Consider the following 26,747-nt stretch of genomic DNA (forward strand, 5'->3'; position numbering starts at 1 on the left):
GGGGATTAACGGCGTCGATAACTCTTCTGCGCGTTGTTCACCTTCACCAGATAGCGGCGCGATTCACCGGCCGGATGCTTGGTGGTCAACGTCTGGTAGACGTCGCCCGGCTGCATGCCGTTGATAATGCCGACCGCACGGGTTCGGTCACTGGAGAACACTCGCAGCACGCTGCCCGCCCCGCCGTTATAGGCGGTGATCACCGCGTAGCGACGTGAGGTTGGGTTCTGAATACCCCCCAAATAGTTGTTCTGCAAAATGGCCAGATAGGCGGTGCCGGTGTCGATATTGTTCTCCGGATCGAACAGGTAACTGCGGCTTGGTTTGCCCCATTTCCCGCGCATCTGGAACACGTCTTTACCGGCGGTGTGCTGTACCACCTGCATCAGGCCCAGCGCATCCGAACCGCTCACCGCATACGGGTTAAAACTCGATTCGGTCTGCATGATCGCCAGGATCAGCGACTCTTCCACCCCGTACTTCTCCGACGCCTTGCGGACCATCGGCAGGTATTTATGCGCACGTTGGTCCAGGTGGTTCGGCACCAGTTGAATGGTGACTGAGTAAATCACGTGCAGACCGGAGGTGCGCTTTTGCAGTTTGCTCTGCACCAGATAGTCGGCAAAGTGCGCCGCACGCCATTCCCAGCGGATCGGCGCGCCTTTGTTATCCAGCACCTGGCCGTACAGGAACGGCTCTTTACTGATCTGGATATCGTTGACGTCGGAATAGAGATCGATAGAACCCGGATCGTCCCCCATCAGCAAGGTGCTGATAATCGCCTGACGCAGGTGGGCGGCAGGATCGGTGGTAGCGATGGTCTCAATGGTGATGGCACCAGAATCAAAGTTGATATGGCTACGGGTTTGATACTGGTCGGTGTATTTAACGTAATCTTTTGGCCCGGCGATCAGAACTTCGTTCAGACCCCAGATATTCTCGATGTTGTGGGCGAATTGGCCCATCAGGATCTCAAAGCCGTTGGTGTCTTTGACCAGGGCTTCGTTGACTTCGGTACTTTTTTTGCCGGAACATGAAATCAGTAAAGGCGCTATTACTAGCAAAGCTAAAATTTTCTTCATCTTAAAGCCGTATACGAGAAGTATTGAAGAGGGCCAGCGCCTGGCCCCAACAGCGTTATTCGCTCGGTGGCGTATAGCCTTCGATGTGCACGTCGTGCCCTTCGAACAGGAACTTGATCATTTCCGCTTCCAGCAGTTTGCGGTCATCCACGTTCATCATGTTCAGTTTTTTCTCGTTGATCAGCATGGTTTGTTTTTTCATCCATTCTGCCCAGGCTTCCTTCGAGATCTCGTTATAGATGCGTTTGCCGACTTCCCCTGGATAAAGCTGGAAATCCTGCCCTTCAGCGTCGCGCTGCAGGAAGGTACAAAAAATGGTTCTGCTCATGCTAATTCCTCATCAATGGCGCTATCGCCAAATAAACCCTGCTGGCGTGGGGACTGTTTTGCCAACTGTTGCAACAGGCGATCAACCGGCGCTGCCAGCCCGACAGAGGGCGGCTGCGCTAAGTTATACCAGAGACCGACGCCCTCATCCATGCTGGCGCCTGCCTCGTTCATTTCCAGCCAGACAGGCACGATATCCAGATGGAAATGACTGAAAGTATGACGAAATGCGGTCAACTGCTGCTGGCGATTGTTTTTCAGACCGCGTTGTTGCAGCCAGAGTTCCATCTCTTCACGTTCGCTAAACTGCGGGAAGCAGAATAATCCGCCCCACAAGCCGACGGCCGGCCGCTGTTCCAGCCAGGCTCGTTCGCCCTGTTGCAGCAATAAAAAGTAAGCGGTTTTTTCCGGCAGCGTCTGCTTGGGCTTTTTACCGGGGTATTTCGCCCAGCTGTGATGGGCGTAGGCGATGCAGCCGAGGTTGAGTGGACACAGCTCGCACTTGGGTTTGGAACGGGTGCAGACCATCGCCCCCAGATCCATCATCGCCTGATTGAACTGGCCGACGCCCTGTGCTGGGGTGACGTCTTCACTGATCTGCCACAGCCGGTTTTCGACGTCTTTTTTACCTGGCCAGCCTTCGACCGCATAGCAGCGGGCCAACACGCGTTTCACGTTACCGTCGAGGATGGGGTAATGCTGGCCGAGCGCCAATGACAGCACCGCCCCGGCCGTTGAGCGGCCAATACCGGGCAGGGCGTGGATTTCTTCAAAGGTTGTCGGGAACTCGCCGCCGTGCTGTGCGACAATGGTCTGCGCCGCCTTGTGCAGGTTGCGGGCACGGGCGTAGTAGCCCAGGCCGGTCCACAGGTGCAGCACTTCGTCCAGCGGTGCTTCTGCCAGCGCACGCACGTTGGGAAAACGTGCCATAAAGCGCTGAAAATACGGGATCACGGTGGCAACCTGCGTTTGTTGCAACATGACCTCAGAGAGCCATACTTGATAGGCGGTCTTATCAAGCTGCCACGGCAGGGTTTTACGGCCATAACGCTGGTACCAGTCAAGCACCACCTGTGCGAACTGTTGTGCTTGCATCATAATAAGCAGCTTCGATATCCGGCAGAAAATGAAGCGCGATTGCAGCATAGAGTCATGATGCTGTAAACCGGAACTTTCCGACGTCGCACGGCAGGTACATCAGATGAACACTTGCTAAACCAATGTATCTTTGCATAATGCGCGTTTCCCTAATTAGCAGCCAAACAGACAGAAAGCACTATGATTAATGACGTCATCTCCCCAGAATTTGATGAGAACGGCCGTGCGATGCGCCGTATCCGCAGTTTTGTCCGCCGCCAGGGGCGGTTGACCAAAGGCCAGCAGCACGCGCTGGACAACTATTGGCCGGTGATGGGCGTGGAGTATCAGGCTGAACCTGTCGATATCACCGCACTGTTTGGGCGCGATGCGCCGACCGTGCTGGAGATCGGTTTTGGCATGGGTGCCTCGCTGGTGACCATGGCGGGCCATAACCCGCAGCAGAATTTCTTGGGGATTGAAGTACATTCGCCGGGCGTGGGTGCCTGTCTGGCCGACGCTACCGAAGCGGAGCTGAGCAACCTGCGCGTGATGTGTCACGACGCGGTTGAGGTGTTGGAGAATATGATCCCGGACGGGTCGCTGGACATGGTGCAGCTGTTCTTCCCCGATCCGTGGCACAAAGCTCGCCACAATAAACGTCGCATCGTACAGACGCCGTTTGTTGAACTGGTGCAGCGCAAATTGAAAGTCGGCGGCGTATTCCATATGGCCACCGACTGGCAGCCTTACGCAGAACATATGTTAGAGGTTATGAACGGGATCTCAGGCTATCGTAATCTTTCCAGCGATAATGATTACGTGCCGCGTCCGGATTCACGCCCACTGACAAAATTTGAATTACGCGGCCAGCGTCTGGGACATGGCGTTTGGGATTTGATGTTTGAGAGGAAAGAATAATGGCTAAGAACCGCAGTCGTCGTTTACGTAAAAAGTTACACATTGAAGAGTTTCAGGAGCTGGGTTTCTCCGTAGCATGGCGTTTTGCCGAAGGCACCGCGGTTGAAGATATCGACAGCACGCTGGACGCTTTCATCGACGAAGTGATCGAGCCGAACGGTATGGCGTTTGACGGCAGTGGCTATCTGCAGTGGGAAGGTTTGATCTGCCTGCAGACTATCGGTCATTGCACCGACGAACAGCGCGAACTGGTCAAAAAATGGCTGGAAGCGCGTAAACTGACCGATGTTAAGGTCAGCGATCTGTTCGATATCTGGTGGGACTGATTTCCCCAGCACGATCGGCGCGGCCCGGAGCCGCGCCAGCTTATTGATTTTAAGGTGCCTTAACGGCACCTTTGTTTTGTCCGGAGTGTGAGCGCGGTGGTAACGACATTGGATAACGCGTTGCTGGAAGAGATCCTGCAACAGGTGCGCCCGCTGATTGGCCAGGGCAAGGTGGCGGACTATATACCGGCACTGGCGGAAGTGGCGGCCGATCGTCTGGCGATCGCCGTTTGTACCGTCGACGGCGAAATGTTCCAGGCCGGGAACGCCACCGAGCGCTTCTCTATTCAGTCGATCTCCAAGGTGCTGAGCCTGACGCTGGCACTGGCCCGTTATCAGGAGCACGAGATCTGGCAACGGGTCGGCAAGGAGCCTTCCGGTCTGCCGTTCAACTCGTTGCTGCAGTTGGAGATGGAGCAGGGCAAACCGCGCAATCCGTTTATCAACCCCGGTGCGCTGGTGGTGTGTGACATGCTGCAAACGCGGCTCAGCGCTCCCAAGCAACGCATGCTGGAAGTGGTGCGCCAACTGGCCGGTGAAGAAGACCTGGCCTACGACTCGCGGGTTGCCCGTTCCGAGTTTGAACACTCCGATCGCAATGCGGCGATAGCCTATCTGATGAAGTCGTTCGGCAACTTTGAAAACGACGTGCTCACCGTGCTGCAAACCTATTTCCACTACTGCGCGTTGCGGATGAGCTGCCAGGAGCTGGCACGTAGCTTTGTTTATCTGGCCAATCACGGGCGTGATCTTAGCGGGCGCGAAGTGATCAGCCCACTGCAGGCGCGCCAGATCAATGCGCTGATGATGACCAGTGGCATGTACGACGGCGCGGGAGAATTTGCCTACCGCGTAGGTATGCCGGGCAAGTCGGGTGTCGGCGGCGGCATTGTCGCCATCGTCCCCGATGAGCTGTCGATCGCCGTCTGGTCGCCGGAGCTGGATGCCTCCGGTAACTCACTGGCGGGAACTGCGGCGCTGGAACTGTTGTCTCAACGGATTAGCCGTTCGATTTTTTAATCCCACCACGGAAGGGAGTCAGGAGAAAATATGTTAAAGAAAACCGGGTTAGCCTTACTGCTGTTGACTGCTTCACAGGCGCATGCCGAGTATCAGTGCAGCGTTAAACCCCAGGACGACGTGATTATCAGCCCGCAGAACGTGCAGGTGACAGGCGCCAGCGGCAACCTGCAGATTTCAGCGGATGGCGATGTGACCCGCAACGGCCAGGCGTTGAGCCTGAATGACAGCCAGCGTCAAAAGGCCTTCAGCTACCAGAGCGCATTGCGTAAAGAGCTGCCGTGGATTGACAATGGTGCACAACAACACCTGGAAAAAGCGCGTGTGGCACTGGATAAGGTGATCGTTAAAGAGCTGGGCAGCGACAGCAACGTGCGCAACCGCCTGACTACGCTCAATGGCCAGCTCAAGCAGCAGATGAACCGTATTATTGAACACCGCAGCGACGGCCTGACCTTCCATCACAAGGCGATTGATCAGGTTGAGCAGGATGGCCGTAATCTGGTGCAGCAGAGCATGGGCGGCGTATTGCAGGACAGTCTGAATGAGATGGGCGTCAAGCAGGCGGCCAACAGCGGCGGCAATCCGCTGCAGGCGATCATGGGCAATCTGGGTGGCCTGCAGAAGGCGATTCAGAACGAATGGAACAACCAGGAGCAGGACTTCCAGAACTTTGGTCACGATGTCTGTAACCGCGTTACCGGCCTGGAAACCCAACGTAAAGACCTGCTTAATGCTTTGAAGTAACGCGAAATTACCGTGGGTAGCGTGTTTTTTGACCTCCTGATGGTTATCTGACAGACTGGTTGAACTATGTACAGATTCATGGGTGTTTACGGAGAACGCTATGAGCCATACTCGCTACGAAACTGATGTTGTCGCCTGGGCAAATGAACAGGCAGCTCTTTTGCGCTCCGGAAAATTGTCTGAGATCGATGTTGAAAAGATCGCCGAGGAGATTGAGGACGTGGGAAAGAGCGAGCAAAGGGAACTTGCAAGCCGTATGACAGTGCTGATCGCGCATCTGCTGAAATGGAAATATCAGCCGGCGCGTCGTGGCACCAGTTGGGAAAGAACCATTAAAGCCCAGCGCAAAGAGGTGCTTTACAGTCTGAAGGAGTCGCCGAGTTTAAAAGTCAAGCTTAGCGACGCTGACTGGCTGGATGTCATTTGGTCCAAGGCGATAGCGCTGGCGACGACCGAAGCCGGGTTGGACGTTTATCCGGAAAACGGTATTTGGGATATCCAGCAGGTGCTTTCCCACGAGTTCTATCCAGATTAAAACCAAAAAAAGCGCTGATAATTCAGCGCTTTTTGCTATTCGTCTGCCAGAAATAGCTCCAGCAGCGAGTTAAGGAACAGTTTGCCTTTCTCGGTGATCTGCCAATATTCCGGCGTCTCTTCCAGATAGCCTTTCGCCAGTGCTTCGTCCAACTGTGCACGGATAGTGCTTTCATCCAGCCCGGTGTAGTTGACGAACTCGGCACGCGGCGCCGCCTCCAGCAGGCGGAAGCGGTTCATAAAGAACTCGAACGGCCGATCTGCTGCCGTCACCTCATGCTGCTTGTCCATATACTTGCCCTGCATAAAACCGCGCGGATGCTTGGTTTTCGCGGTGCGCAGAATGCGGCCGTCGCTGAATGTCAGTTTGCCGTGTGCGCCACAGCCAATCCCCAGATAGTCGCCAAAACGCCAGTAGTTGAGGTTGTGTTGGCACTGGTAACCCGGCTTGGCATAGGCCGAGGTTTCATATTGCTGATAGCCGGCAGCGCTCAGTAACTCATGGCCCCGTTCGAAAATATCCCACAGCGCGTCGTCGTCCGGCAGGACCGGCGGACGTGAACTGAACAGGGTATTGGGTTCGATGGTCAGCTGATACCACGACAGGTGCGGCGGATTAAGGGCAATCGCCTGGCGCAAATCGTCCAGCGCCTCTTCCAGCGACTGGTCCGGCAGGCCATGCATCAGATCGAGGTTAAAACTGCGCAGGCCAAGACCGGTGGCCAGGTGCGCTGCACGTTTGGCCTCTTCCGGGCCGTGTATGCGCCCCAGGCGAGTTAACTTCTCGGCGCTGAAGCTCTGCACTCCGATAGAGATGCGGTTCACTCCGGCGCGCTGGTAGCCGCTGAAGCGATCGGCCTCCACGGTACCGGGATTGGCCTCCATGGTGATCTCGGCACCGTCAACCACGTGGATGCGTGCTCGCACGCCGTCCAGCAGCGATTGCATCGCCTCGGCACTCAGCAGGCTGGGGGTGCCGCCGCCGATAAAAATAGTACTGATTTCACGGCCGGCTACCAGCGGCAGATCGGCATCCAGATCCGCCAGCAGGTGATCGACATATTCCTGATGCGGGACTTCGCCCTTCAACGCATGCGAGTTGAAGTCGCAGTACGGGCATTTCTGCACGCACCACGGGATATGAATGTACAAACTTAATGGAGGCAACTTAAGCATTGCGCATCGCTTCCAGCATCAGTTTCAGTGCTTTACCACGGTGTGACACTGCGCGTTTCTCGTCGCGACTCAGCTCGGCGGCGGTGCGACCCAGTTCCGGGACGTAGAAGATCGGATCGTAACCGAAACCGCCTTCACCTGCCGCGGCGTGGGTGATTTCACCGGCCCAGCTGCCGTGGAACACCAGTGGCGTTGGATCTTCTGCGTGGCGCATATACACCAGCACGCAGTGGAACTGCGCACCGCGGCTGCCCTGCGGCACGTCTTTCAGCGCCACCAGCAGTTTGTCGAGGTTTTGCTGGTCGGAGGCGTCAACGCCCGCGTAACGCGCAGAATAGATGCCCGGTGCGCCGCCCAATGCGTCTACCGCCAGGCCCGAGTCGTCGGCAATCGCCGGCAGGCCGGTGATTTGCGCCGCGTGACGGGCTTTCAGGATGGCGTTTTCAATAAACGTCAGGCCGGTTTCCTCAGCGGACTCCACGCCCAGCTCGGTTTGTGCGACCACATTCAGCCCGAAATCGGCCAGCAGGTCGGCGAGTTCGCGCACTTTGCCCGGGTTACCGGTGGCAAGAACGACTTTTTGCATGATGACTACCTTGAAATTTATTCGATTAGCGCCGCGACCACGGCGGGGATCTGTTGCGGATTAACGATGCGTAACTGTTTATGCCGCCCCAGTTCGCCTTTCTCGATGGTGACGTTGCTTTTCGCCACCTTGAACTGCTTGGCGAGAAACTTGATCAGATGAGCGTTGGCCTGGCCGTCTACCGGCGGGGCGGTAATGGCGACTTTAAGTTCGTCGCCATGCAAACCGACAATCTGGTCGCGGCTGGCTTTCGGCTGAATATATAGCCTGATCGCCAGCCCGTCCAGTACCGGGGTCACTGCACTCACAGCAGGAACCAGATCTCACCGAACAGATCCATGCCCAGGTAGTTGATCAGATACAGGATCAGGATCACCACCATCGCTGAAAAATCAATGCCGCCCATTGCCGGTAAGATACGGCGGATCGGGGACATCAAAGGTTCGGTCAGTTGATACATCAATTGATCAATCGGGCTGCGGCCCTGGCTGATCCAGCTCATCAGCGCGCGGATAATCATCACCCAGAAGATCAGGTAACCGGCCGACTTCACTAGCGAGATCAGCCCAAACAACAGATTATACGGACTGAGTGACATCGCACCGCCCTGGATCAGCAGCAGCAGCGGATACTTGATGGTCATCAGCAGGAACGCCAGCAGCAGCGATGCGCTGTCGATCGGCCCGAGGGACGGAATGACACGGCGCAGCGGGCCGATCACCGGTTGGGTGATCTTCACGATAAACTGTGCGAATGGGTTGTAAAAGTCAGCGCGCGTCCACTGCATCCAGATGCGCAGCAGCAGTACCATGACGTACAGATCAACAACGGTTTTGACCAAAAAAGTCAGCGTTAGCATGTAGTAGCCCTTCTCCTTAACTCTCGATTATTTAAAATGATTTTTCCATTTCCTGCGCACGGGAAACTGCCGCCTGCATGGCTTTGGCCACGGTTGCCGGCAGCTGTTGTTCGTTGAAGACCCGCAGCGCTTCGGCGGTGGTGCCGCCTTTAGAGGTCACTTGCTCACGCAGGGTCGACAATGGTGTATCCGGGTTGGCTTCCACCAGCGCGGCAGCGCCGGAGGCCGCCTGCTGCACCAGATTACGGGCGGTCTGGCTGTCGAAGCCCATACGTTCGGCTTCTTGCTGCATGGCTTCCATAAACAGGAAGAAATAAGCCGGTGCGCTACCGGCAGCGGCGATGACGCCGTTAATGCCGTTTTCGGCATCCACCCAGCACACCTTGCCGACTGACGCCATCAAATCGCTGCTGTAGTCGCGGTCCTGTTGGCTGACCTGTTGCGGTGCATACAGGCCGCTCATGCCTTTACCTACCAGTGAGGGGGTATTGGGCATGATGCGCACGATGTTCAGGTGGTCGCCCAGCAGTTGGTAAAAACGGCTGACCTGGATACCGGCGGCGATCGACAGAACCAGCTTGCCGCTGAAATCGACCCGTTCACGCAATGGCTGACAGACATCGGCCATCATCTGCGGTTTTACCGCCAGCACCACGACATCGGCCGCTTGAGCACAGGCCAGGTTGTCACTGCTACTGATGATGCCGTAGTCCGCCGCCAGTGCATCACGGTTTTTAGCCGAAGGTGCACAGACGCTAATGGATTTGGCCGGATAACCGCCAGCTACCAGGCCGGCGATGATAGCGCGTGCCATGTTACCGGCACCAATAAAGGTAATCTTACGATGCTGCATCAAAATCCCTCGTTAATGTGTCAGGCCTGTGAATAATCACGGGCGCCAAAAATGGCGGTGCCGATGCGCACCAGGGTGCTGCCTGCGGCAATCGCTGCCGTCATGTCGTCGGTCATGCCCATCGACAGCGTGTCCACCTGCGGATATTGCTGTTGCAGAGCCAGGAAGGCGTCGCGCATCTGACCGAACACCGCCAACTGGCTCTGGTAATTCTCTTGCGGAGCCGGAATGGCCATCAGCCCGCGCAGCCTGACGTTTGGCAGCGCGGCAACCGCTTCTGCCAGCGCCGGCAATTCAGCCAGTACAATGCCAGATTTACTCTGTTCATCGCTGATGTTTATTTGGATCAGAACGTTAAGCGGTGGCATCTCTGCCGGGCGCTGGTCGCTCAAACGCAGGGCAATACGCAGCCGATCAACGGTGTGGCACCAGGCGAAGTTCTCTGCCACCAGTCGGCTCTTGTTGGATTGCAAAGGGCCGATAAAGTGCCAATCCAATGTTGCACCTTCCGGCAGCGCGGCGAAATGCTGAACCTTATCCACGCCTTCCTGAACATAGTTCTCGCCGAAGGCGCGCTGGCCTGCCGCGATGGCTTCTGCGATCGCCGCCACAGGTTTGGTTTTGCTTACGGCAAGCAGCGTAACTTCTTCTGGAGCGCGATCGCAGCCTTGAGCGGCCGCGGCAATGCGGTTTCTGACATCCTGCAGATTCTGTTGGATAGTGCTCATTATTGACCCAGGAGATTGATATGGATATCGATGAATTCGTGGCCCTTAGTGTAAAGCATAATGCTTCCGATCTGCACCTTTGTACCGGACATCGGCCGATGTTGCGCATTGATGGTGAACTGCAGCCGCTGGCAGGGGCAGAAATTCTGACCGCAGCGAGAATGCAGCTGTTGTGCAACACCCTGCTGCAACCGTTGCAGCGGCAGCAGTTACAGCAGTTGGGGCAGCTGGATCTGGCGCTTTCACTGGCGGGTGAGATCCGTCTGCGTGCCAATTTCTTTCTGCAAAGCCAGGGAGTCTCGATTGCTTTGCGGTTGATTGCCGGCCATTGCCCAACCTTGGCCGCGTTGGCCGCGCCAGACATTATTCCGGCTCTGGTTCGGCGCGAAGATGGCCTGATCCTGGTGACCGGTGCGACTGGCAGCGGAAAATCCACCACCCTGGCGGCGATGATTGACGAGATCAATCAGCACCAGCGGCGCCATATCCTTACGCTGGAAGACCCGATCGAATTTATCCACTGCAGCCGGCAGTGTTTGATCCAGCAACGGGAGCTGGGTCGCGACAGCCATAGCTTTGACGATGCGCTGCGGGCTGCTCTGCGTGAGGATCCGGATGTGATCCTGCTGGGGGAGCTGCGCGATACCACCACGATCCGTCTGGCACTGACCGCGGCGGAAACCGGCCATCTGGTGCTGGCCACATTGCATACCCGCAGTGCGCCGCAGGCGGTGGATCGGCTGGTGGATGTTTTTCCGGCGGAAGAAAAACCTTATGTACGTGCCCAATTGGCTGGCAGCTTACAGGCGGTGATTGCACAAAAATTGTTGAGTCGGCCCGGCGGTGGCAGGGTGGCAATTTTTGAGGTACTGACGGCAACGGCGGCGGTCAGCAGCATGATCCGTGAGGGCAAAACCCATCAATTGGCTAACGTGCTGCAAACCGGCGGGCAGTCCGGTATGCAGACCTTTGAACAGGGGCTGCAGCAGCGGGTTGCGCAAGGAATATTATAATGCCACAATCGCTAAAATAGCCGTTGTGAGATGATAAAACCCATCGGTCATTCTGTAATAACCCATTAAAAATATTAACTCATGCCCTTTATTAACTATTTAATGAAGCGTTTGAGCGTATTTCCTGAATGCTGTCTTTTGGATAAGGATATCCTTATGAACACCTGGTTGATTATTGACGATCATCCGGCAATTTGCTTTGCGGTTAAGACAATTCTTGCTCCATTAGGAAATAACTTAATTATAACCGCCACCAATGGAATGGCGGCATTGGCAAAAATAAAACAGGTTCAGCCCCAGTTGGTCATTCTGGACATTATGCTGAACAAAATGGACGGTTTGCAGATCCTGCAACACATTCGTCAAATAGATAGTTCAATGAAAGTGGTGGTCTATAGCAGCCTGCCGGCGGAGATCTATGCCGAGCGTGTCTGGCGTGCCGGTGCCTGCGGTTTTTTCAGTAAAGAGCTGGATGTTGGCCAACTGGCGCCGCTGTGCCAACTGGTGTTGCAAGGCTATCTTTGTTTTCCTCAGGGAACCTTTAGCTCGTTGCTGAATACACCAGCGAAAAATGAAGATGTCATGACGCGCCTTTCCGATCGTGAATTGACCGTGCTGCGTTATTTGAGCGAAGGATTAAGCAATAAAGAGATTGCCGATCGCTTGCTGTTAAGTAATAAAACCATCAGCACTTACAAGGCACGTCTGATGGATAAACTAAAGGTCCATCGCGTCGAGGATTTGGCGAGTTTTCTTCATCATCAAAATAGTCGCAATGATGATGAATAAATTATTTTTAATATTGCTGTTGTTTTGCAGCAGCGTCATCGCAGAGGTTACCCCGACCTTTCGGGAAATAAACCTGGATAGCCGTAGCCAGGTTCAATTGCCCGAGCCGGGGCTTAAAGGCAGCGACTGGCAATGGTTGCGCCAAAAACGCATGCTGATCTACGGCACGGCAGCGCCCAATTATCCTCCTTATGACATCACCACCGGGTTGCATGACTATGGGGGGATTAATGCCGATTATCTGGGCATCATCGGCTACAACCTCAATATCCAGGTACGAGTCCGCTACTACGAAAGCTATGAGTTGCTGCTACAGGCCCTGGCCAGAGGGGAAGTGGACCTTATCGCTAATGCCAGCGACGAGGATAAGCAGAAACATGGCCTGTTGCTCAGTCATCCTTATCTGGTCGCCAGTCCGGCACTGGTCGAGAGAACCGACAGCCTGCTGCACAGTAAACCGATCCGGCGGGTCGGCATTGAAAGTTTGTACCGCAACCGTAAAGCTTTGATCCGGCGCTTTCCGGCTGGCAGCACTCAAATCTACGACTCCTCGCGACGTGCACTGGAGGCCCTTTCTTTTAATAATCTCGATGCGTTTATCGGTGACGCTATCTCCGCCCGCTATCTGATCAATCAGGCAAACCTGAATAATCTGCGTCTACAACTGTTGCCGCAGGAAGATGCCAACGGTTTTGCTTTTGCCGTAGCGAGTAGCAATGGCCGTCTGCAAAGGATATTGAACCGGGTATTGGAGACGATCCCCGACAGTGCGGTGGTGGCGATCCAGAGTCGCTGGAGCGGCGGGGCGCCGATGGCGTCTGCCGGAAAGCACCTGCTGTTTACCTCGCTGGAGCGCAAATGGATTGAAGATAATCCCAGGGTTCGAGTGGTGGTTAACGATGATTTTGCGCCGCTGAATTTCTTCGATGAACAGGGTTATTTTCATGGACTGACGGCGGATGTGCTTGAGGCGATCTCTACCCGCACCGGGTTGAGGTTCGATGTCATTCGGGCCACATCATTGCAGCAGTCGCTGGAGGAGATGAAAAGCGGCAAAGCCGACGTGGTCGCCGGCGTTACTCTGGATGCGGTGTGGCCCAACGGGCTGTTAACCACCCGTTCCTATCTGTTTAATTCCTGGGTACTGGTGGGGCATGAGGCACAAAAAGCCGATTTGCAGCCGCAGCGTATTGCATTGGTCCGGGGTCATCCGCTTGATGCGTTCTTGCGACAGCACTACCCGCAGAGCCGCATCATCCCAGTAGCGACGCCTTACGCCGGGATAGAGGCCTTGACCGACGGGCGTGCCGATGTACTGGTGTTGCCGATGATCAGCGCAGATTTTCTGCTTTCCCATGGTTCTCAACCCGGTTTGCAGATCCTTCGTGGGCTGGATTCAGAACCGGCGCGTTTTGTCATGGGCGTTTCCGGCAGTGAATATCCGCTGGCGACCATTCTGGATAAGGCATTACTGAGTATTCCGCCGGAGGATATTCATGCCATGACCCGTAACTGGTACAACAATGCTTATCTAATGAACAGCGAGAGCGTTGAAGGGGCTTCCATGGCCCGGTATTACCGCCCGGCGTTACTGGCACTGGCTGCAATATTGCTGTGCTTTCTGGCGATATTTATTTTTTATCGTCGGCAACATCAGCACCGCCTGGAAGCCTTGCGTAATGAGATGGCCCTGCATCAGCAAATGTTGCTGGATGCCGTGCCGATACCCATTTATCTCACCGATTTAAAAGAAAAAATAATCTTGGCCAATGCACGCTTTTATCAAGCGCTGGGTCTGGCTCCGACGGAGGCTGTAGGCAATAGCCTGGAAAGCTTTCAGCTCAGTCTGTCTGGCGCTGAAGATATTGCTCTGAGTTCAAATGAACAGGATCCCCATGCGTTGTTACTCACCCGACAGCTGACCTTTGGCGGGCACCCCCATATTTTGGAGCAGTGGAGCACCTTGCTGATGGCGCAGCAGGGGCAGTGTGACAGCAAGGTGGGCGGCTGGTTTGACATCACCGAGCGCGAGCAGCTGATTGTGCAATTGCAGCAAGCCAAGGAACGGGCCGATAGCGCCAACCGGGCGAAAACCACCTTTCTTGCCACCATGAGCCATGAGATCCGTACCCCACTGAATGCCATTATTGGCATGCTGGAACTGGTGTTGCGGCAGCGGCAACGCGGCGGGGAAGCAGATGTCGATTTATTGAATATCGCCCAGGGTTCGGCCCATTCACTGTTGGCGCTGATTGGCGACATTCTGGATATCTCGCGTATTGAGTCCGAACGTTTGGTGCTGCACCCGGAGCGCGCTGATTTAAGGCAGTTGATTGAGTCGGTGGCCATCCTGTTTGACGGAGTCGCTCGCCAGAAGGGGCTGGGCTTTAAGTTGGATATTGATGCCGAGATTGCCAGTGATGTGATGATCGACCCGGTGCGATTTAAACAGGTGATCTCAAACCTGGTCAGCAATGCAATTAAGTTCACCGGGCAGGGCACGGTCACCCTCAGTGCGCTGGTGGATGCCGTCGACGATGAGCGTCTGGAGATGCGAATCAGGGTTATCGATACCGGCAAGGGCATTGATACCGCAACCCAGTCCGCACTGTTCCAGCCGTTCTCTCAGGGGAAAAATATGGCAGGCAGCCATGGTGCCGGGCTGGGGCTTTATATTTGCCGCACCCTGATCGCCATGATGAGAGGCAGCATTGCCCTGGTCAGTGAACCGGAAATCGGTACCGAGGTGACGGTTTCACTGTCGATACCGCGCCTGCTGGCAATAGTGCCGCCGCCGACGGCATCTCCGGTGGAAGCTCCCGAACGGGCTGGCTTACGGATCCTGGTGGTGGAAGATCACCGTGCCGGACGCTTGTTGCTGACGCAGCAGTTGCGCTTCCTTGGTCATCATCCGCTCCCGGTTGAAGACGGCATACAGGCCCTGAAGGCGCTGGAGCAGCAAAGGGTCGATTTGGTGATCACCGATTGCCATATGCCGAATATGGACGGCTATGACTTCACCCGTCGGTTGAGGGTGAAAGAGCGCGAACAGGGCTTACCGGCGGTGGCGCTCTGGGGGCTGACGGCGGATGCCCAGGGCAGCGCCCGGGAAGCCTGCCTGCAGGCCGGGATGAATGATTGCCTGTTCAAGCCGGTGAATCTGCAAATTCTTACCGAAAAACTTCGCACCTTGTCAGTTGAACCCGGTGATGCGGGCAGCGACCTGCGGATTTTTGATCCCGCAGCCTTACCCGCAGAATTGCGTGTTGCTGGGGTATTCAATGAGTTTGTTGCAACGCTGATCGAAAGCCTGGACGAAGACTGCGCGGAGTTAAACGCACTGCGGGATCACCGGTTGCCAGATAACGGCCAGATTGCTGAAGTCGCCCATAAGCTGTTGGGTGCCGCCCGTTTAGTGCATGCCGATCTGCTGGCGGAGGCTTGTCGACGTCTGGCGGCGAGCGGTGATATCGATGATATGGATGCCGTGGTGCAGGCGGCTACCGATTTGATCGGGGTACTGCAACAGAGTCTTTCGTTGGCCGATACACGGACTACAGAGGGGTAGTCCGTTCCTACAGAGCAATGAAGCCATCTGTCGATATTAACGTCATCTGCATAAATCTATTATCTGTCCGACAAGATGGAGGGGGCCATCCCCACTTATTTATCGTTGAAAAGGGACATGATAATGAAAAAAATGACTAAATTAATCGCACTGCCACTGGTTCTGGCGTTGGGTGCAGGTTTTGCTTCAGTGGCTACTGCGGCAGGTAACGATTGCAATGCCAAGCGTGGCGCAATTGAAAACCAGATCAGAGAAGCGCAGAAATACGGCAACAGCAACAAAGTGGCTGGGCTGCAGAAAGCCTTGAACGAGTTGCAAGCCAATTGTACCGACAGTGGTCTGGCCGCCAAGAACCAGAAAAAAATCGACAAGCTGGAGCGCAAGCTGGTTGAGAAGCAAAATAACGTGAATCAGGTACAGGCTGATTTAGGTGAAGCACAGGCACGAGGCGATGCCAAGAAAGTCGCTAAGTATCAGAAAAAGCTTCAGGAAAAACAGTCCGACGTGAATGAAATCACCGCTGACCTGCGTCAGGCTCGTGCTGAGCTGGCCGCCCTGCAAGGCTAAGCTTTTTGGCTCAAGACCAAAGGCGCGTAAAGCGCCTTTTTTATTGGGTTAAAAAGCCGATATCAACATTCCATGATCTTCTCTCTGCGCATTTCGCTGCTGCTGACGGCACTGGTGGCTCCTGCCTGTCTGGCAGAGAGCAACAAAATTTACGTCATTGTGAATAATACCTACCATGGGCGTATCGGGTTCGACCAGACCCCCAGTGGAGAGGTTTGCATTACTGCCCCCCTGCTCAGGGAATGGGGAATGCGCTATCCGGACGTCGCCGCCATGTATTTCTCGGTCGAGGGCTGCGTGATGCCGACGGCTTTGACCCAGCGTAATATCAAAAAGTTTTTTGACCCCGATGCGCAGTTGTTAACCCTGGTGATCCCGGAGCCACTTATCACCAATAAGGAAAATGGCGTGGTCACCAGCCGTTGGGATGACGGCATTAACGCCGCCTTTGTCGATTATCGGCTCAATTACAGTCACTACCAGGGTGAAAAATACCGTAATACCGATCGTCGTCGTCGGATGAATGCGGATATTAACAGTGGCGTTAATCTTGGTGCCTGGCGTTTGCGTTACGAGCCGGTTTATCAGGAAGAAACCTGGGGTAAACCCGCATGGTATACCGAGCGGGCGTTCGCCTTTCGCGATATCCGGGCCTGGCGCTCTCAGTTGACCCTGGGCGATAACAACACGCCCTCTACGTTGTTCAAAAGTGTGAAGTATCGCGGTATCAGCCTGGTGTCGGACGACAGGATGTTACCGGATGGCCTGCGCGCTTTTTCACCCTGGCTACGTGGCTATGCGCGTAGCAACGCGCAGGTGAAGATCCGTCAGAACGGCGTGGTGATTTATCAGACTTTTGTTTCGCCCGGTACTTTTATTCTGAAGGATGTTTATCCACCGGCCCCTGATGGTGATATTGAAGTGATCATCAAGGAAAGTGACGGTACCGAAACCGAACGAAGGATCCCGTATTCATCGATGCCCAATCTGGTGCACCGTTACCATTGGAAGTACGACGCCACCGTGGGGAAATATCAGCCTTACCACGGTGTTGAACAAGCGCAGCCGGTATTTGGCGAAATGTCGCTCAGCAGCGGCCTAGCCTATAAGATGACGCTGTACGGCGGTTTTCTCACCTCAGATCTTTATCGCAGTGCCGCCGTGGGCGTGGGCAAAAGTCTGGATCAGTGGGGGGCCTTGTCAATTGACTACAGCCATTCATCTGCGCTTGAGCCGCGGCGGCAACAGCCGGATAACGGCGGCATGGCCCGCTTGCGTTATGCCAAGGCGATACCTCAGTGGGAGTCCTCGTTTAGCCTGTTGGCGCAGTATTATCCCCCCAGACAAAGTTATCGCACTTTCAATGAGGCGATAGCCCAGCAGAAGACCTATTGGTGGGATTGGGAGGACGGTATTTTTACCGGTGATTTTGACGCTGAAAAAAAATACCGCCTCGAGGCAAGCTATAACCAATTCATTACGGATTCGGACAGTGCCTATTTGACGCTGGTAAAAGAGACCCTACGCGGGCAGGAGAAAGGCGAGACCAGTCTTGAGTTGGGGGTGAGCAGCAGTTGGGGTGAGCTGGACGTTTCCCTGCATGCTGAATATAACCAACGGTCTTACGGTAAAGATCAGGCCCAGGTCGGCCTGTCGTTCTCCATCCCCATGAGCGCGGTATTGTTGCCGCGGGTGAGGCTTAACTACGACCATACGCTGGTGAAGAATGGTGAAGATAGCCGCCGCCTGGGCATCAGTGGCACGGCACTGAAGGATTACAGCCTCAACTATGCGGCCAGCGCCACGCAGAGCCAGAAAAAAGGCGGCAGTCAGGATCTCAGTGCCGGTTATCAATACAATGCCGGTCAACTGCGAGTAGGGTATTCGCGTGGCCTGGGTTATCAGCAGAAGAATGCCGAACTTTCAGGCAGCCTGATTGCATCCCAACAGGGGGTGACGCTCGGACAGACTTTGGGCGAAACCATGGCGCTGGTCAGCGTGCCTGACTCGCCCGGCATTGGCGTGGATAACCAATATGGCGTGACCACCGACTGGCGCGGCTATGCGATTGTGGGGTCATTGACCTCGTATCGGGTCAATCGGCTGTCGTTGGATACTTACGGGCTGCGGGAGGGCTGGACGTTACCGGAGGACGAGATTGAAGTGGTACCGACGGCGGGTGCCATCATGTTCAGCCGGTTTGCACCGGCTGAAAAAGTTAGCCCAGCTGCCGCTCAAACCAGCTTTCCAGAATAACCACTGCCGAGGCCGAGTCTACGCTGCCCTTGTCCAGCGCGCGGAAACCGCCACGATCGAACAGGTTGGCGCGGGCTTCGACGGTGCTGAGGCGCTCGTCATGCAGTGCGATCTGGACGCCAAAGCGGCCGTGCAGGCGGTTGGCGAACTTGCGAGCTTGCTCGGTCACCAACTGTTCGGTGCCGTCCATGTTCAGCGGCAGGCCGACCACCACCAGATCCGGCTGCCATTCTTTCAGCAGTTTCTCGATCTTTTGCCAGTCCGGTGAACCATTCTGAGCTTTGAAGGCCGCCAGCGCGCGGGCGCTGCCCGTGAGTTCCTGCCCGATGGCGGCACCAATGCTTTTGGTGCCGAAGTCGAAGGCGATAATGGTGCGGTTAGTCATCAGGCATGTCCTGCGTGGTTGGCAATGCTGCAGATGTCGATACCCAGACGGTTGGCAGCCGCGCGCCAGCGGTTGGCGATCGGCGTATGGAACAGAATGTCGGTGTCGGCTTCAATGGTCAGCCAGGCGTTTTCCAGCACTTCCTGTTCCAACTGGCCTTTTTCCCAACCGGCATAGCCGAGCGCGACCAGCACGTCATCCGGTTGCTCCGGGGTGCCCAGCGTTTCCAGCACGTCTTTCGAGGTGGTGATCATGGTATCCGGCGAGATCTGAATGCTGGAGCCAAAGCCTTTGCGCGGCGTATGCAGAATAAAACCGCGATCGTCCGCCAGCGGGCCGCCGGCAAATACCGGTTTGTCCAGGCTGATGGCCGGATCGCGCGCCTGCGCTATGATCTTCAGTTTGCTCAACACTGTTTCCACCGTGAACTGTTCCACCGGTTTATTGATCACCAGGCCCATGGCGCCGTCTTCATTGTGCTCGCAGACATAAATCACCGAGCGTTTGAAGCGAGGATCCTGAAGTGATGGCATAGCGATAAGAAAATGGTGCTGTAAATTCATGGTGTTATTTTAGACAGTTGATGGGTGATAAGTTAAACAGCCGCCAGTATGCGGCCATCCCCGTCGCCTTTCAAGTTGCAGCGTGAGCCGAGAGCCTCGATCCAGGAAGCCAGGATTGCGGGCGACATCGCCGCCCGCACTGCGGATTACTTCGCTGCCAGACGCTTTTCGATCGCGTCCATCAACATGCCGGTGATCGACACCGGGAAGGCCGCTTCGATTTCGCGCGCGCAGGTTGGGCTGGTGACGTTGATTTCGGTCAGTCGATCGCCAATCACGTCCAGGCCAACGAAGATCAGCCCTTTTTCTTTCAGCGTCGGGGCTACCGCACGTGCAATTTTCCAGTCGCTTTCGCTCAGCGGACGCGCCTCACCCCGGCCACCGGCCGCCAGGTTACCGCGGGTTTCGCCCTGCGCCGGAATACGTGCCAGGCAGTAAGGTACCGGCTCACCGTCCACCACCAGAATGCGTTTATCGCCTTCCTTGATCGCCGGAATGAAGTTCTGCGCCATACAGAAACGGCTGCCGTGTTCGGTCAGGGTTTCGATAATCACCGACAGATTTGGATCATCCTGTTTCACGCGGAAGATTGACGCGCCGCCCATGCCGTCCAGCGGCTTGAGGATGATGTCGCCATGCTGCTGGTGGAATTTGCGGATGTGCGCTGCGCTGCGGCTGACCAGGGTGTCCGGCGTCAGTTCCGGGAACCAGGCGGTGAACAGCTTTTCGTTGCAGTCACGCAGGCTCTGCGGCTTGTTGACCACCAGCGTGCCCTTGACCTCTGCGCGCTCGAGAATATAGGTCGCGTAGATGTATTCGGTATCGAATGGCGGATCTTTACGCATCAGGATCACGTCCAGATCATGCAGCGCCAGATCCTGCTCGCTACCAAAGCTGAACCAGCTCTCTTTATCTTCTTTCACGTTCAGCAGGCGGGTACGGGCGCGGCCGTCACCGGCGTGCAGATAGAGATCGTCCATCTCCATATAGTGCAGTTCCCAGCCACGGCGCTGCGCTTCGAGCAGCATGGCGAAGCTGGTGTCTTTCTTGATATTGATGGAGGCGATAGGGTCCATCACGATGCCGAGCTTAATCATCTTTTCTCCTTTAACCCAGATCGCCGAAACGTACCTGCAAAGCGGTAATCGCGGTGAGCGCTGTGGTTTCTGTACGCAGAACGCGTGGCCCAAGCAGGATATCAGTAAATCCGTGGCCTGTGGTCATCGCAATTTCGTCGGCGGATAAACCGCCTTCCGGCCCAATCAGCAAGCGGACATGTTCCACCGGCAGGGGAAGGGTATTGATGCTGTGGCTGGCGCGTGGATGCAGGTTGAGCTTCAGGCTGCCATCCTGCTCGGCACACCAGGCTTCCAGTTGCATTGCCTCGCGGATTTCCGGGATGCGGTTACGGCCACACTGTTCGCAGGCGGCGATGGCAATCTTCTGCCACTGTTGAATTTTTTTCGCCAGGCGTTCGCCGTCCAGCTTTACGCCGCAGCGCTCGGAAAACAGCGGGGTGATGACGTTAACCCCCAGTTCGATGGATTTCTGAATGGTGAATTCCATCTTTTCACCGCGAGAAATCACCTGGCCCAGATGCAGATTGAGCGGTGATTCACGGTCTTCCCGTTGCCCGGCGCTGAGCTGCACCTGCACGCTTTTCTTGTCGACATGGGTGATCTCGGCGTCGAACACCTGATTGCTGCCGTCGAATAACTGCAGCGCCTGGCCAGCATTCATGCGCAGTACACGCCCGATATGGTTGGCGGCGTCTTCGCTTAAGAAGATTTCCGCATTGTCGATCAACGGCTGCGGGTGATAAATACGGGGTATACGCATTGAATATTCGATCCTGACTCATGTGCAGTCATCAGTGCTGCAGCTTGAAAAAAAAGAGTATATACCCAAAGTAATTGAAGCTGCAGCAAGGCGGCAAGTGAGTGCATCCCGATGAGCTTACTTAAGTAAGTGATTCGGGGGCGCTCACGCAGTCAACACCGCTGCAGTTTTAAGTACGAAGGGGATTTAGCCCTTTAGTTGCTGGCAAGCCTGCTGAATATAAGGATTATGGTTGCCCTGAACCTTAGCGATGCGTGCTTCGCGCAGACATTCCCACTGGTTGACCGGATACTGGCGGTTCCACACCTCGAAAAGCTGGGTCTGCTGGCGTGAAAGCCGCAGTTGGTAGCGGTCGCGCATATAGAAGTAGGTGCGGGCGATCGCGCCACGGGCGCGGACCGGCGGTTCGGCCTGCTTATTTTTGAAGTCCACTTTCATCGGGCACTGGCCATACTGGCCTTCGCCGCCTTTCCACTGGCTGTACATAAAGTTATTACGATCGCCATTCACTTCACCTATCGCCGGCTGCAGGTTGTGCAAATCGGTTTCGATTTGGCGGTAGCCGGCGTCTTTATTGCAGTTTTTGCGGCCGCCCTGTTGCCAGCACTGCAATTGGTGGCCGAACTGCCAGGCCGGAACCACGTGTTCCCATTCGATACGTTGCGCGCGTTGGGCATTTTTACGCGACTGATAGCCACAACTGTTCAGATTGGGAATGCCTTTCTTGCCCTGCCAGTCGATCCGGCAGCCGCAGTAGAAGGAGCCGGGCGCGTCCTGATTGATTTTGGCCGCTGCCGCCTTGGCCTGAGAAAAGTTATTGATGCCGTGCGCCTGTGCGGCACCGGCAGAGAGAACCACCAAAAATAAAATTTTGCGAAGCATATTCCAAAACAGCTCAAAATTGGAAAAGCAGGCAGGGTAGCGGAAGTTGACAGTCGTAGCAAACGACGATACTGGCTTGTTTTAACGTATAAATCGTTTCGCTAAATGGGTTCACCGGCAAAAAATTTCAGCTTGTCGCCACACTGGCGGCAGCGATATTCACTTTCTCCGCGCATCACCCGATTGTGGCGGCGCACGGTGAGCTGGTGCCGTTGGCAACTGCAGCGGTAGGGGTAGGTTTTGCTCTGCACCGAGGCAATCTCAAACTGGTGGGTACGGCTGGCCGGTACCTGCAACACGCTTTCCATCATCCAGCGCCATTCCCGGCCGTGCGGCGGTACGCGGCCAAACTGACGGAATACCAGCAGGTGCGCCAGTTCATGCGGCACCACCTCATCGATAAACGGCTGTTGGTTTTCCATCAGCAGCACCGGATTCAGCCGGATTTCCCAGGCCTGTAGCCAGGCGGTGCCCGCGCTGGTGCCACGTTGCTGGTAAACGACTTTGGGCTCGGGGAACTCGACGGAAAAGTGCTGACGGGCCAGCTGCAGTTTTTCTCGCAGACAGCGCATCGCCGCCTGTTGCAGCGCAATGGGGATTCTTACTTTGTTCATTGCGGCTAGCTTAAGCAATGGCGAACCGGCTGGCAATAAGACGCAAAACTAATTTGCTGACCGTCCGCCAGACAGGTTTTTCACCGCATTGATAACCCGATCGATGCTGATGGATTGTAATCATTGTGTTAACTGCGGGATAATAAAGGGTACATGCTGAGACTGTACCTGTAGGGGATGAATATATTCGTCCCGATTAACACGGGCGCAGTATACAGCGCCCCTACAAACCAGCAGGTTATTATGCGATTTAGCGCAATAACCGACTGATTAAAAATACGTAAGGTGTGGGGAGTTTTCTGACGCGGCCTGCCCCGAGCTGGCTGAGTAAGTGTGAATTTAACGCAGCTGATGTTGCAAGTGAGAGATCAATGTCGAATAAACCGTTCCATTATCAAGATCCGTTCCCGCTGAAGAAAGATGACACCGAATACTATCTGTTGAGCCGCGATCACGTTTCCGTGAGCGAGTTTGAAGGCCAGGAAGTGCTGAAAGTGGCCCCCGAAGCGTTAACCCTCCTTGCTCAGCACGCGTTCCATGACGCCTCATTCATGCTGCGTCCGGCACACCAGCAGCAGGTGGCCGATATCCTCAAGGATCCGGACGCCAGCGAAAACGACAAGTACGTTGCGCTGCAATTTTTACGTAACTCAGAAATCGCCGCCAAGGGTATTTTACCGACCTGCCAGGATACCGGCACCGCCATCATCGTCGGCAAAAAGGGCCAGCGCGTCTGGACCGGTGGCGGTGACGAAGCGGCATTGTCACGTGGGGTGTACAACACCTTTATCGAAGACAACCTGCGTTATTCGCAAAACGCCGCGCTGGATATGTACAACGAGGTCAACACCGGCAGCAACTTGCCTGCGCAGATCGATCTGTACAGCGTCGACGGTGAAGAATACAAATTCCTGTGCATCGCCAAAGGCGGTGGTTCAGCCAATAAAACCTATCTCTACCAGGAAACCAAGGCGCTGCTGTCCCCGGGCAAGCTGAAGGATTATCTGGTCGAGAAAATGCGCACGCTGGGTACCGCAGCCTGTCCGCCTTACCACGTGGCGTTTGTTATCGGCGGGACCTCGGCCGAAGCGACGTTGAAAACCGTCAAGCTGGCCTCGACCAAGTACTACGATGGCCTGCCAACCGAAGGTAACGAACACGGCCAGGCATTCCGCGACGTGGTACTGGAAGAAGAATTACTGAAAGAGGCGCAGAATCTGGGGCTGGGCGCGCAGTTTGGCGGCAAATACTTTGCGCATGACATCCGCGTGGTGCGCCTGCCGCGCCATGGCGCATCCTGTCCGGTGGGCATGGGGGTTTCCTGTTCCGCTGACCGTAACATCAAGGGCAAGATTAACCGTGACGGTATCTGGCTGGAGAAGCTGGAGCACAATCCGGGCAAGTTTATTCCGCAGGAACTGCGTCAGGCTGGGGAAGGCGAGGCCGTCAAGATTGACCTCAACCGCCCAATGGCCGAGATCCTCAAGCAGCTGTCACAATTCCCGGTGTCCACCCGCCTGTCGCTGAGCGGTACCATCATCGTGGGGCGTGACATCGCGCACGCCAAGCTGAAAGAGCGTCTGGACAACGGTGAAGGTCTGCCGCAGTACGTCAAGGATCACCCGATTTATTACGCCGGTCCGGCCAAAACGCCGGACGGTTACGCTTCGGGTTCACTGGGGCCAACCACCGCCGGGCGTATGGACTCTTACGTTGATCTGCTGCAGTCCCACGGCGGCAGCATGATCATGCTGGCCAAGGGTAACCGTAGCCAGCAGGTGACTGACGCCTGCCACAAACACGGTGGCTTCTACCTCGGCAGCATTGGTGGCCCGGCAGCGGTGCTGGCGCAGCAGAGCATCAAGAGCCTGACCTGCGTCGAATACCCTGAGCTGGGGATGGAAGCGATCTGGAAAATTGAAGTGGAAGATTTCCCGGCGTTTATTCTGGTGGATGATAAAGGCAATGACTTCTTCCAGAAGATCCAGGCCGGCCAGTGTTCTCGCTGCGTGAAGTAACTCTCGCAAAGACTTGTCGCCCGTTATCGGGCGGCAAGTTCCCGCCTTGATCAAACCCAGTGTAAAGTCCTGTAGCCCGCTGGACGCCGCGTTTTAACCTGTATACCCTACGTGCGGAGCAGTAATACACGCATAAAGGCATATTTGGCACAGAAGGTTCGGCAAATACATGGAAACGCAGGAAAATCATATCAGGGAACTGCTGGTCTGGATTGAAGACAACCTGACCAACCCGCTATCATTGGATATCGTTTCTGCCAAATCAGGCTACTCGAAATGGTATCTGCAACGAATGTTCAAAACGCAGACCGGCCTGTCGCTGGCTTCCTATATTCGGGCCCGCCGCTTGTATCTCGCCGCTTTTGCTCTGCGCTTTACGCAAAAAACCATTCTTGATATTTCCATTGAATATCAGTTTGATAACCAACAAACCTTTTCCCGTTGCTTCAAGAAGCACTTTGCCGAATCCCCCAGCGTTTATCGCCACGCCCGCAAGCAGGACTTCAGCCATCTGGTTCGTTCGCTGTCAGCCAACCACCCTGGTGACATTCAGGTTGACCGAATCAATGTGGCCAAAGGTCAGTATGCGATCAAAGGGAAAGGTTACGCTTACCATCTCGATATTACCGATTTGGATAAGTCGCATCTGCACATCCGCAGCAAAATCAGAGAGAGATTCTATCACTTGGTGGCCAGCCGACCGGCGTTGACCTATTCGCTTACCCAGCTGATTCCTGATGGGGAACAGGTCCGGGTGGAGTATGCCCTCGGCGTTGCGGCGGATTGCCCGGTCAGTGATGATGCCGGCCTCGAACTATGGCAGGAAATTCACGGCGATTTTTGCCGTTTTTGTTACTCCGGCAAACCGGTGGCCTTGCATGACCATGTGATACAGATTTACACCCAGGTATTGCCGGAATTGGGCCTGGCCCGCAGGGAAGGACCAGACCTGACGATGTTCAACTATTCACTGAACGAGCGGGAGGAGCTGCATCTTGAGCTCCAGCATCTGGTGCCTGTAACTCCCCTTGGTTGACCGATCGAGCGGCGCTAGTGCGGTTTTTCTGCTGCACGATATCCGCCATCACCGCCAACGCGATCTCCGCCGGGGTTTTACTGCCGAGCGGCAGGCCTATCGGGGCATGAATGCGTTCCAGCTCTTGCGGGCTGAATTCGGCAATCTGTTGCAGACGCTGGCGCCGCCGTGCGCTATTGCGCAATGATCCCATGGCACCGATGTAAAATGCCGGGGTGTGGATCGCCTCCATCAGCGTCAGATCGTCCATGCGCGGATCGTGGGTCAGCGCCACAATCGCAGTATTGGCGTGGCAGCCGCCGTCTTCAATAAACTTGGCCGGGAACTGACGCAACAGCGTCACGTTGGATTTAAGCTGTTCGGCGAAATTATCCAGCGCCTCCGGCCGGTTCTCACACACCAACACTTCAAACCCCAATGAACTGGCGAAATCGGCGCAGTACAACGCCACGCTGGACAGCCCGGCGATCAGCAAACGTGGTGCCGCAGCGATATGCAGAGTGACTTGCGGCCCACGACGCTCCACCTGGGTAGCGCTGGCGAAGTCGGTCAACGTCAGGCTGGAACAGGCATCGGGCAGGGTCAGGCGTTTGACCAGCGCATGGTGTCCGTTCAGCGCACCGGCAATTTGGGTCAGATAGGCAATGCTGTCATCACCGGTTGGCAGGGATTCAATCAGCACCTCGAGCACGCCACCGCAGGGCAGCGCCACGTTCGGTTCCAGGCCTCCTTCACCGTAACGGATCACCTGGCTGGCCGCCTGATACTCTCCGGCCGCCACGCGCCGCAGAAAATCTTCTTCTACACAGCCGCCCGACAACGAACCGCAATAATGCCCGTCCTGGGTGGCCACCAGCAGTGCCCCTGGCGATCGCGGCGAGGAGCCATAGGTATTCAGTACGGTGCACAGCCACACCGGTTGTTGCTTCAGCCAGCTTATCGCCTGGTTGACCACGGTGATATCGAGATGTTGCATAGGTG

Annotated in this window: 28 protein-coding genes; 12 read left to right on the forward strand and 16 right to left on the reverse strand. The window is 55.6% G+C overall.

The window, feature by feature from the left end:
• Nucleotides 1–5: 5 nt before the first annotated feature.
• From mltC to mutY, 3 genes are read right to left on the reverse strand one after another with little or no spacing between them, the layout of a single operon-like run.
• Nucleotides 6–1,082: a membrane-bound lytic murein transglycosylase MltC gene (gene mltC / locus BEI65_RS11010; protein WP_099063360.1), complete on the reverse strand. Its 1,077-nt coding sequence runs from the start codon at nt 1,080–1,082 to the stop codon at nt 6–8.
• Between the two features lie 55 nt (nt 1,083–1,137).
• Entirely contained in the window at nt 1,138–1,410 is a 273-nt protein-coding gene (locus BEI65_RS11015; protein WP_020828614.1) for an oxidative damage protection protein, read from the reverse strand.
• Entirely contained in the window at nt 1,407–2,555 is a 1,149-nt protein-coding gene (gene mutY / locus BEI65_RS11020) for an A/G-specific adenine glycosylase (RefSeq protein ID WP_099063361.1), read from the reverse strand. Before mutY ends, BEI65_RS11015 begins: the two co-directional genes overlap by 4 nt.
• Nucleotides 2,556–2,687: 132 nt before the next feature.
• On the opposite strand from mutY, the gene trmB reads away from it, so the two are divergent.
• The 5 genes from trmB to BEI65_RS11045 all read left to right on the forward strand — a co-directional run bounded on the left by trmB (nt 2,688) and on the right by BEI65_RS11045 (nt 6,035).
• Nucleotides 2,688–3,407, forward strand: a complete 720-nt coding sequence (gene trmB, locus BEI65_RS11025) for a tRNA (guanosine(46)-N7)-methyltransferase TrmB (protein WP_085118934.1) — start codon at nt 2,688–2,690, stop codon at nt 3,405–3,407.
• The gene (locus BEI65_RS11030; RefSeq protein WP_020828611.1) at nt 3,407–3,733 is read left to right on the forward strand and encodes a YggL family protein; all 327 of its coding nucleotides are present in this window, start codon (nt 3,407–3,409) and stop codon (nt 3,731–3,733) included. The genes trmB and BEI65_RS11030 overlap by 1 nt, the downstream gene beginning before the upstream one ends.
• A gap of 96 nt (nt 3,734–3,829) precedes the next feature.
• On the forward strand, nt 3,830–4,753 hold the full coding sequence (gene glsB / locus BEI65_RS11035; protein ID WP_099063405.1) for a glutaminase B: 924 nt from the start codon (nt 3,830–3,832) through the stop codon (nt 4,751–4,753).
• 30 nt (nt 4,754–4,783) lie between these two features.
• Nucleotides 4,784–5,500 carry a DUF2884 domain-containing protein gene (locus BEI65_RS11040; RefSeq protein WP_099063362.1) on the forward strand — a complete coding sequence of 239 codons (717 nt, stop codon included), beginning with the start codon at nt 4,784–4,786 and terminating at the stop codon, nt 5,498–5,500.
• Nucleotides 5,501–5,600: 100 nt separating this feature from the next.
• Nucleotides 5,601–6,035: a DUF29 domain-containing protein gene (locus BEI65_RS11045; RefSeq protein ID WP_099063363.1), complete on the forward strand. Its 435-nt coding sequence runs from the start codon at nt 5,601–5,603 to the stop codon at nt 6,033–6,035.
• A 35-nt stretch (nt 6,036–6,070) separates the two neighbouring features.
• Here BEI65_RS11045 and hemW read toward each other — a convergent pair whose 3' ends face one another.
• The 6 genes from hemW to BEI65_RS11075 are packed head-to-tail and all read right to left on the reverse strand — an operon-like array spanning nt 6,071 to nt 10,236.
• Nucleotides 6,071–7,210, reverse strand: a complete 1,140-nt coding sequence (gene hemW, locus BEI65_RS11050; RefSeq protein ID WP_099063364.1) for a radical SAM family heme chaperone HemW — start codon at nt 7,208–7,210, stop codon at nt 6,071–6,073.
• A complete protein-coding gene (locus tag BEI65_RS11055) occupies nt 7,203–7,796 on the reverse strand; it encodes an XTP/dITP diphosphatase (protein ID WP_099063365.1) in 594 nt (197 codons plus the stop codon). Before BEI65_RS11055 ends, hemW begins: the two co-directional genes overlap by 8 nt.
• 17 nt (nt 7,797–7,813) lie before the next feature.
• Nucleotides 7,814–8,104: a DUF167 family protein YggU gene (gene yggU, locus BEI65_RS11060; protein WP_020828604.1), complete on the reverse strand. Its 291-nt coding sequence runs from the start codon at nt 8,102–8,104 to the stop codon at nt 7,814–7,816.
• On the reverse strand, nt 8,101–8,655 hold the full coding sequence (locus BEI65_RS11065; protein ID WP_085118923.1) for a YggT family protein: 555 nt from the start codon (nt 8,653–8,655) through the stop codon (nt 8,101–8,103). Before BEI65_RS11065 ends, yggU begins: the two co-directional genes overlap by 4 nt.
• A gap of 31 nt (nt 8,656–8,686) precedes the next feature.
• Complete coding sequence (proC, locus tag BEI65_RS11070) at nt 8,687–9,508, reverse strand: pyrroline-5-carboxylate reductase (protein ID WP_099063366.1); 822 nt, start codon at nt 9,506–9,508, stop codon at nt 8,687–8,689.
• A gap of 20 nt (nt 9,509–9,528) precedes the next feature.
• Nucleotides 9,529–10,236, reverse strand: a complete 708-nt coding sequence (locus BEI65_RS11075) for a YggS family pyridoxal phosphate-dependent enzyme (protein WP_099063367.1) — start codon at nt 10,234–10,236, stop codon at nt 9,529–9,531.
• 20 nt (nt 10,237–10,256) lie between these two features.
• On the opposite strand from BEI65_RS11075, the gene BEI65_RS11080 reads away from it, so the two are divergent.
• From BEI65_RS11080 to BEI65_RS11100, 5 genes are all read left to right on the forward strand, one after another.
• Entirely contained in the window at nt 10,257–11,249 is a 993-nt protein-coding gene (locus tag BEI65_RS11080; RefSeq protein ID WP_099063368.1) for a type IV pilus twitching motility protein PilT, read from the forward strand.
• Nucleotides 11,250–11,405: 156 nt separating this feature from the next.
• A complete protein-coding gene (locus BEI65_RS11085; protein ID WP_198404430.1) occupies nt 11,406–12,038 on the forward strand; it encodes a response regulator transcription factor in 633 nt (210 codons plus the stop codon).
• Nucleotides 12,025–15,606 (forward strand): transporter substrate-binding domain-containing protein, encoded by a 3,582-nt coding sequence (locus tag BEI65_RS11090; RefSeq protein WP_099063370.1) that lies wholly within the window; start codon nt 12,025–12,027, stop codon nt 15,604–15,606. Before BEI65_RS11085 ends, BEI65_RS11090 begins: the two co-directional genes overlap by 14 nt.
• A 123-nt stretch (nt 15,607–15,729) precedes the next feature.
• On the forward strand, nt 15,730–16,173 hold the full coding sequence (locus BEI65_RS11095; protein ID WP_099063371.1) for a DUF1090 domain-containing protein: 444 nt from the start codon (nt 15,730–15,732) through the stop codon (nt 16,171–16,173).
• Nucleotides 16,174–16,245: 72 nt separating this feature from the next.
• Nucleotides 16,246–18,429 (forward strand): fimbria/pilus outer membrane usher protein, encoded by a 2,184-nt coding sequence (locus BEI65_RS11100; protein ID WP_099063372.1) that lies wholly within the window; start codon nt 16,246–16,248, stop codon nt 18,427–18,429.
• Here BEI65_RS11100 and ruvX read toward each other — a convergent pair.
• The 6 genes from ruvX to BEI65_RS11130 all read right to left on the reverse strand — a co-directional run bounded on the left by ruvX (nt 18,392) and on the right by BEI65_RS11130 (nt 22,712).
• Nucleotides 18,392–18,814, reverse strand: a complete 423-nt coding sequence (ruvX, locus tag BEI65_RS11105) for a Holliday junction resolvase RuvX (RefSeq protein WP_099063373.1) — start codon at nt 18,812–18,814, stop codon at nt 18,392–18,394. The two genes, BEI65_RS11100 and ruvX, sit on opposite strands and share 38 nt — an antisense overlap.
• The gene (locus BEI65_RS11110; RefSeq protein WP_099063374.1) at nt 18,814–19,377 is read right to left on the reverse strand and encodes a YqgE/AlgH family protein; all 564 of its coding nucleotides are present in this window, start codon (nt 19,375–19,377) and stop codon (nt 18,814–18,816) included. Before BEI65_RS11110 ends, ruvX begins: the two co-directional genes overlap by 1 nt.
• Nucleotides 19,378–19,523: 146 nt before the next feature.
• Nucleotides 19,524–20,474, reverse strand: coding sequence for a glutathione synthase (gshB, locus tag BEI65_RS11115; RefSeq protein ID WP_099063375.1), 951 nt, complete (start codon nt 20,472–20,474; stop codon nt 19,524–19,526).
• A 10-nt stretch (nt 20,475–20,484) separates the two neighbouring features.
• Nucleotides 20,485–21,216, reverse strand: coding sequence for a 16S rRNA (uracil(1498)-N(3))-methyltransferase (gene rsmE / locus BEI65_RS11120; protein WP_099063376.1), 732 nt, complete (start codon nt 21,214–21,216; stop codon nt 20,485–20,487).
• A gap of 186 nt (nt 21,217–21,402) precedes the next feature.
• A complete protein-coding gene (gene endA, locus BEI65_RS11125) occupies nt 21,403–22,098 on the reverse strand; it encodes a deoxyribonuclease I (RefSeq protein WP_099063377.1) in 696 nt (231 codons plus the stop codon).
• Nucleotides 22,099–22,199: 101 nt separating this feature from the next.
• Nucleotides 22,200–22,712 (reverse strand): SprT family zinc-dependent metalloprotease, encoded by a 513-nt coding sequence (locus BEI65_RS11130; protein ID WP_099063378.1) that lies wholly within the window; start codon nt 22,710–22,712, stop codon nt 22,200–22,202.
• A 371-nt stretch (nt 22,713–23,083) separates the two neighbouring features.
• Between BEI65_RS11130 and fumA the strand changes: the two genes are divergently transcribed.
• Together fumA and BEI65_RS11140 are read left to right on the forward strand one after the other, a co-directional pair.
• Nucleotides 23,084–24,730, forward strand: coding sequence for a class I fumarate hydratase FumA (gene fumA, locus BEI65_RS11135; RefSeq protein ID WP_099063379.1), 1,647 nt, complete (start codon nt 23,084–23,086; stop codon nt 24,728–24,730).
• A 169-nt stretch (nt 24,731–24,899) separates the two neighbouring features.
• On the forward strand, nt 24,900–25,766 hold the full coding sequence (locus tag BEI65_RS11140; RefSeq protein ID WP_099063380.1) for a helix-turn-helix domain-containing protein: 867 nt from the start codon (nt 24,900–24,902) through the stop codon (nt 25,764–25,766).
• Here the strand turns inward: BEI65_RS11140 and BEI65_RS11145 are convergent.
• On the reverse strand, nt 25,690–26,742 hold the full coding sequence (locus tag BEI65_RS11145) for an XdhC family protein (RefSeq protein WP_099063381.1): 1,053 nt from the start codon (nt 26,740–26,742) through the stop codon (nt 25,690–25,692). The genes BEI65_RS11140 and BEI65_RS11145 overlap by 77 nt on opposite strands.
• Nucleotides 26,743–26,747 lie beyond the last annotated feature (5 nt).

Origin of the sequence: Serratia sp. BW106 (assembly GCF_002607755.1) — a bacterium.
Lineage (GTDB): Bacteria > Pseudomonadota > Gammaproteobacteria > Enterobacterales > Enterobacteriaceae > Serratia > Serratia proteamaculans.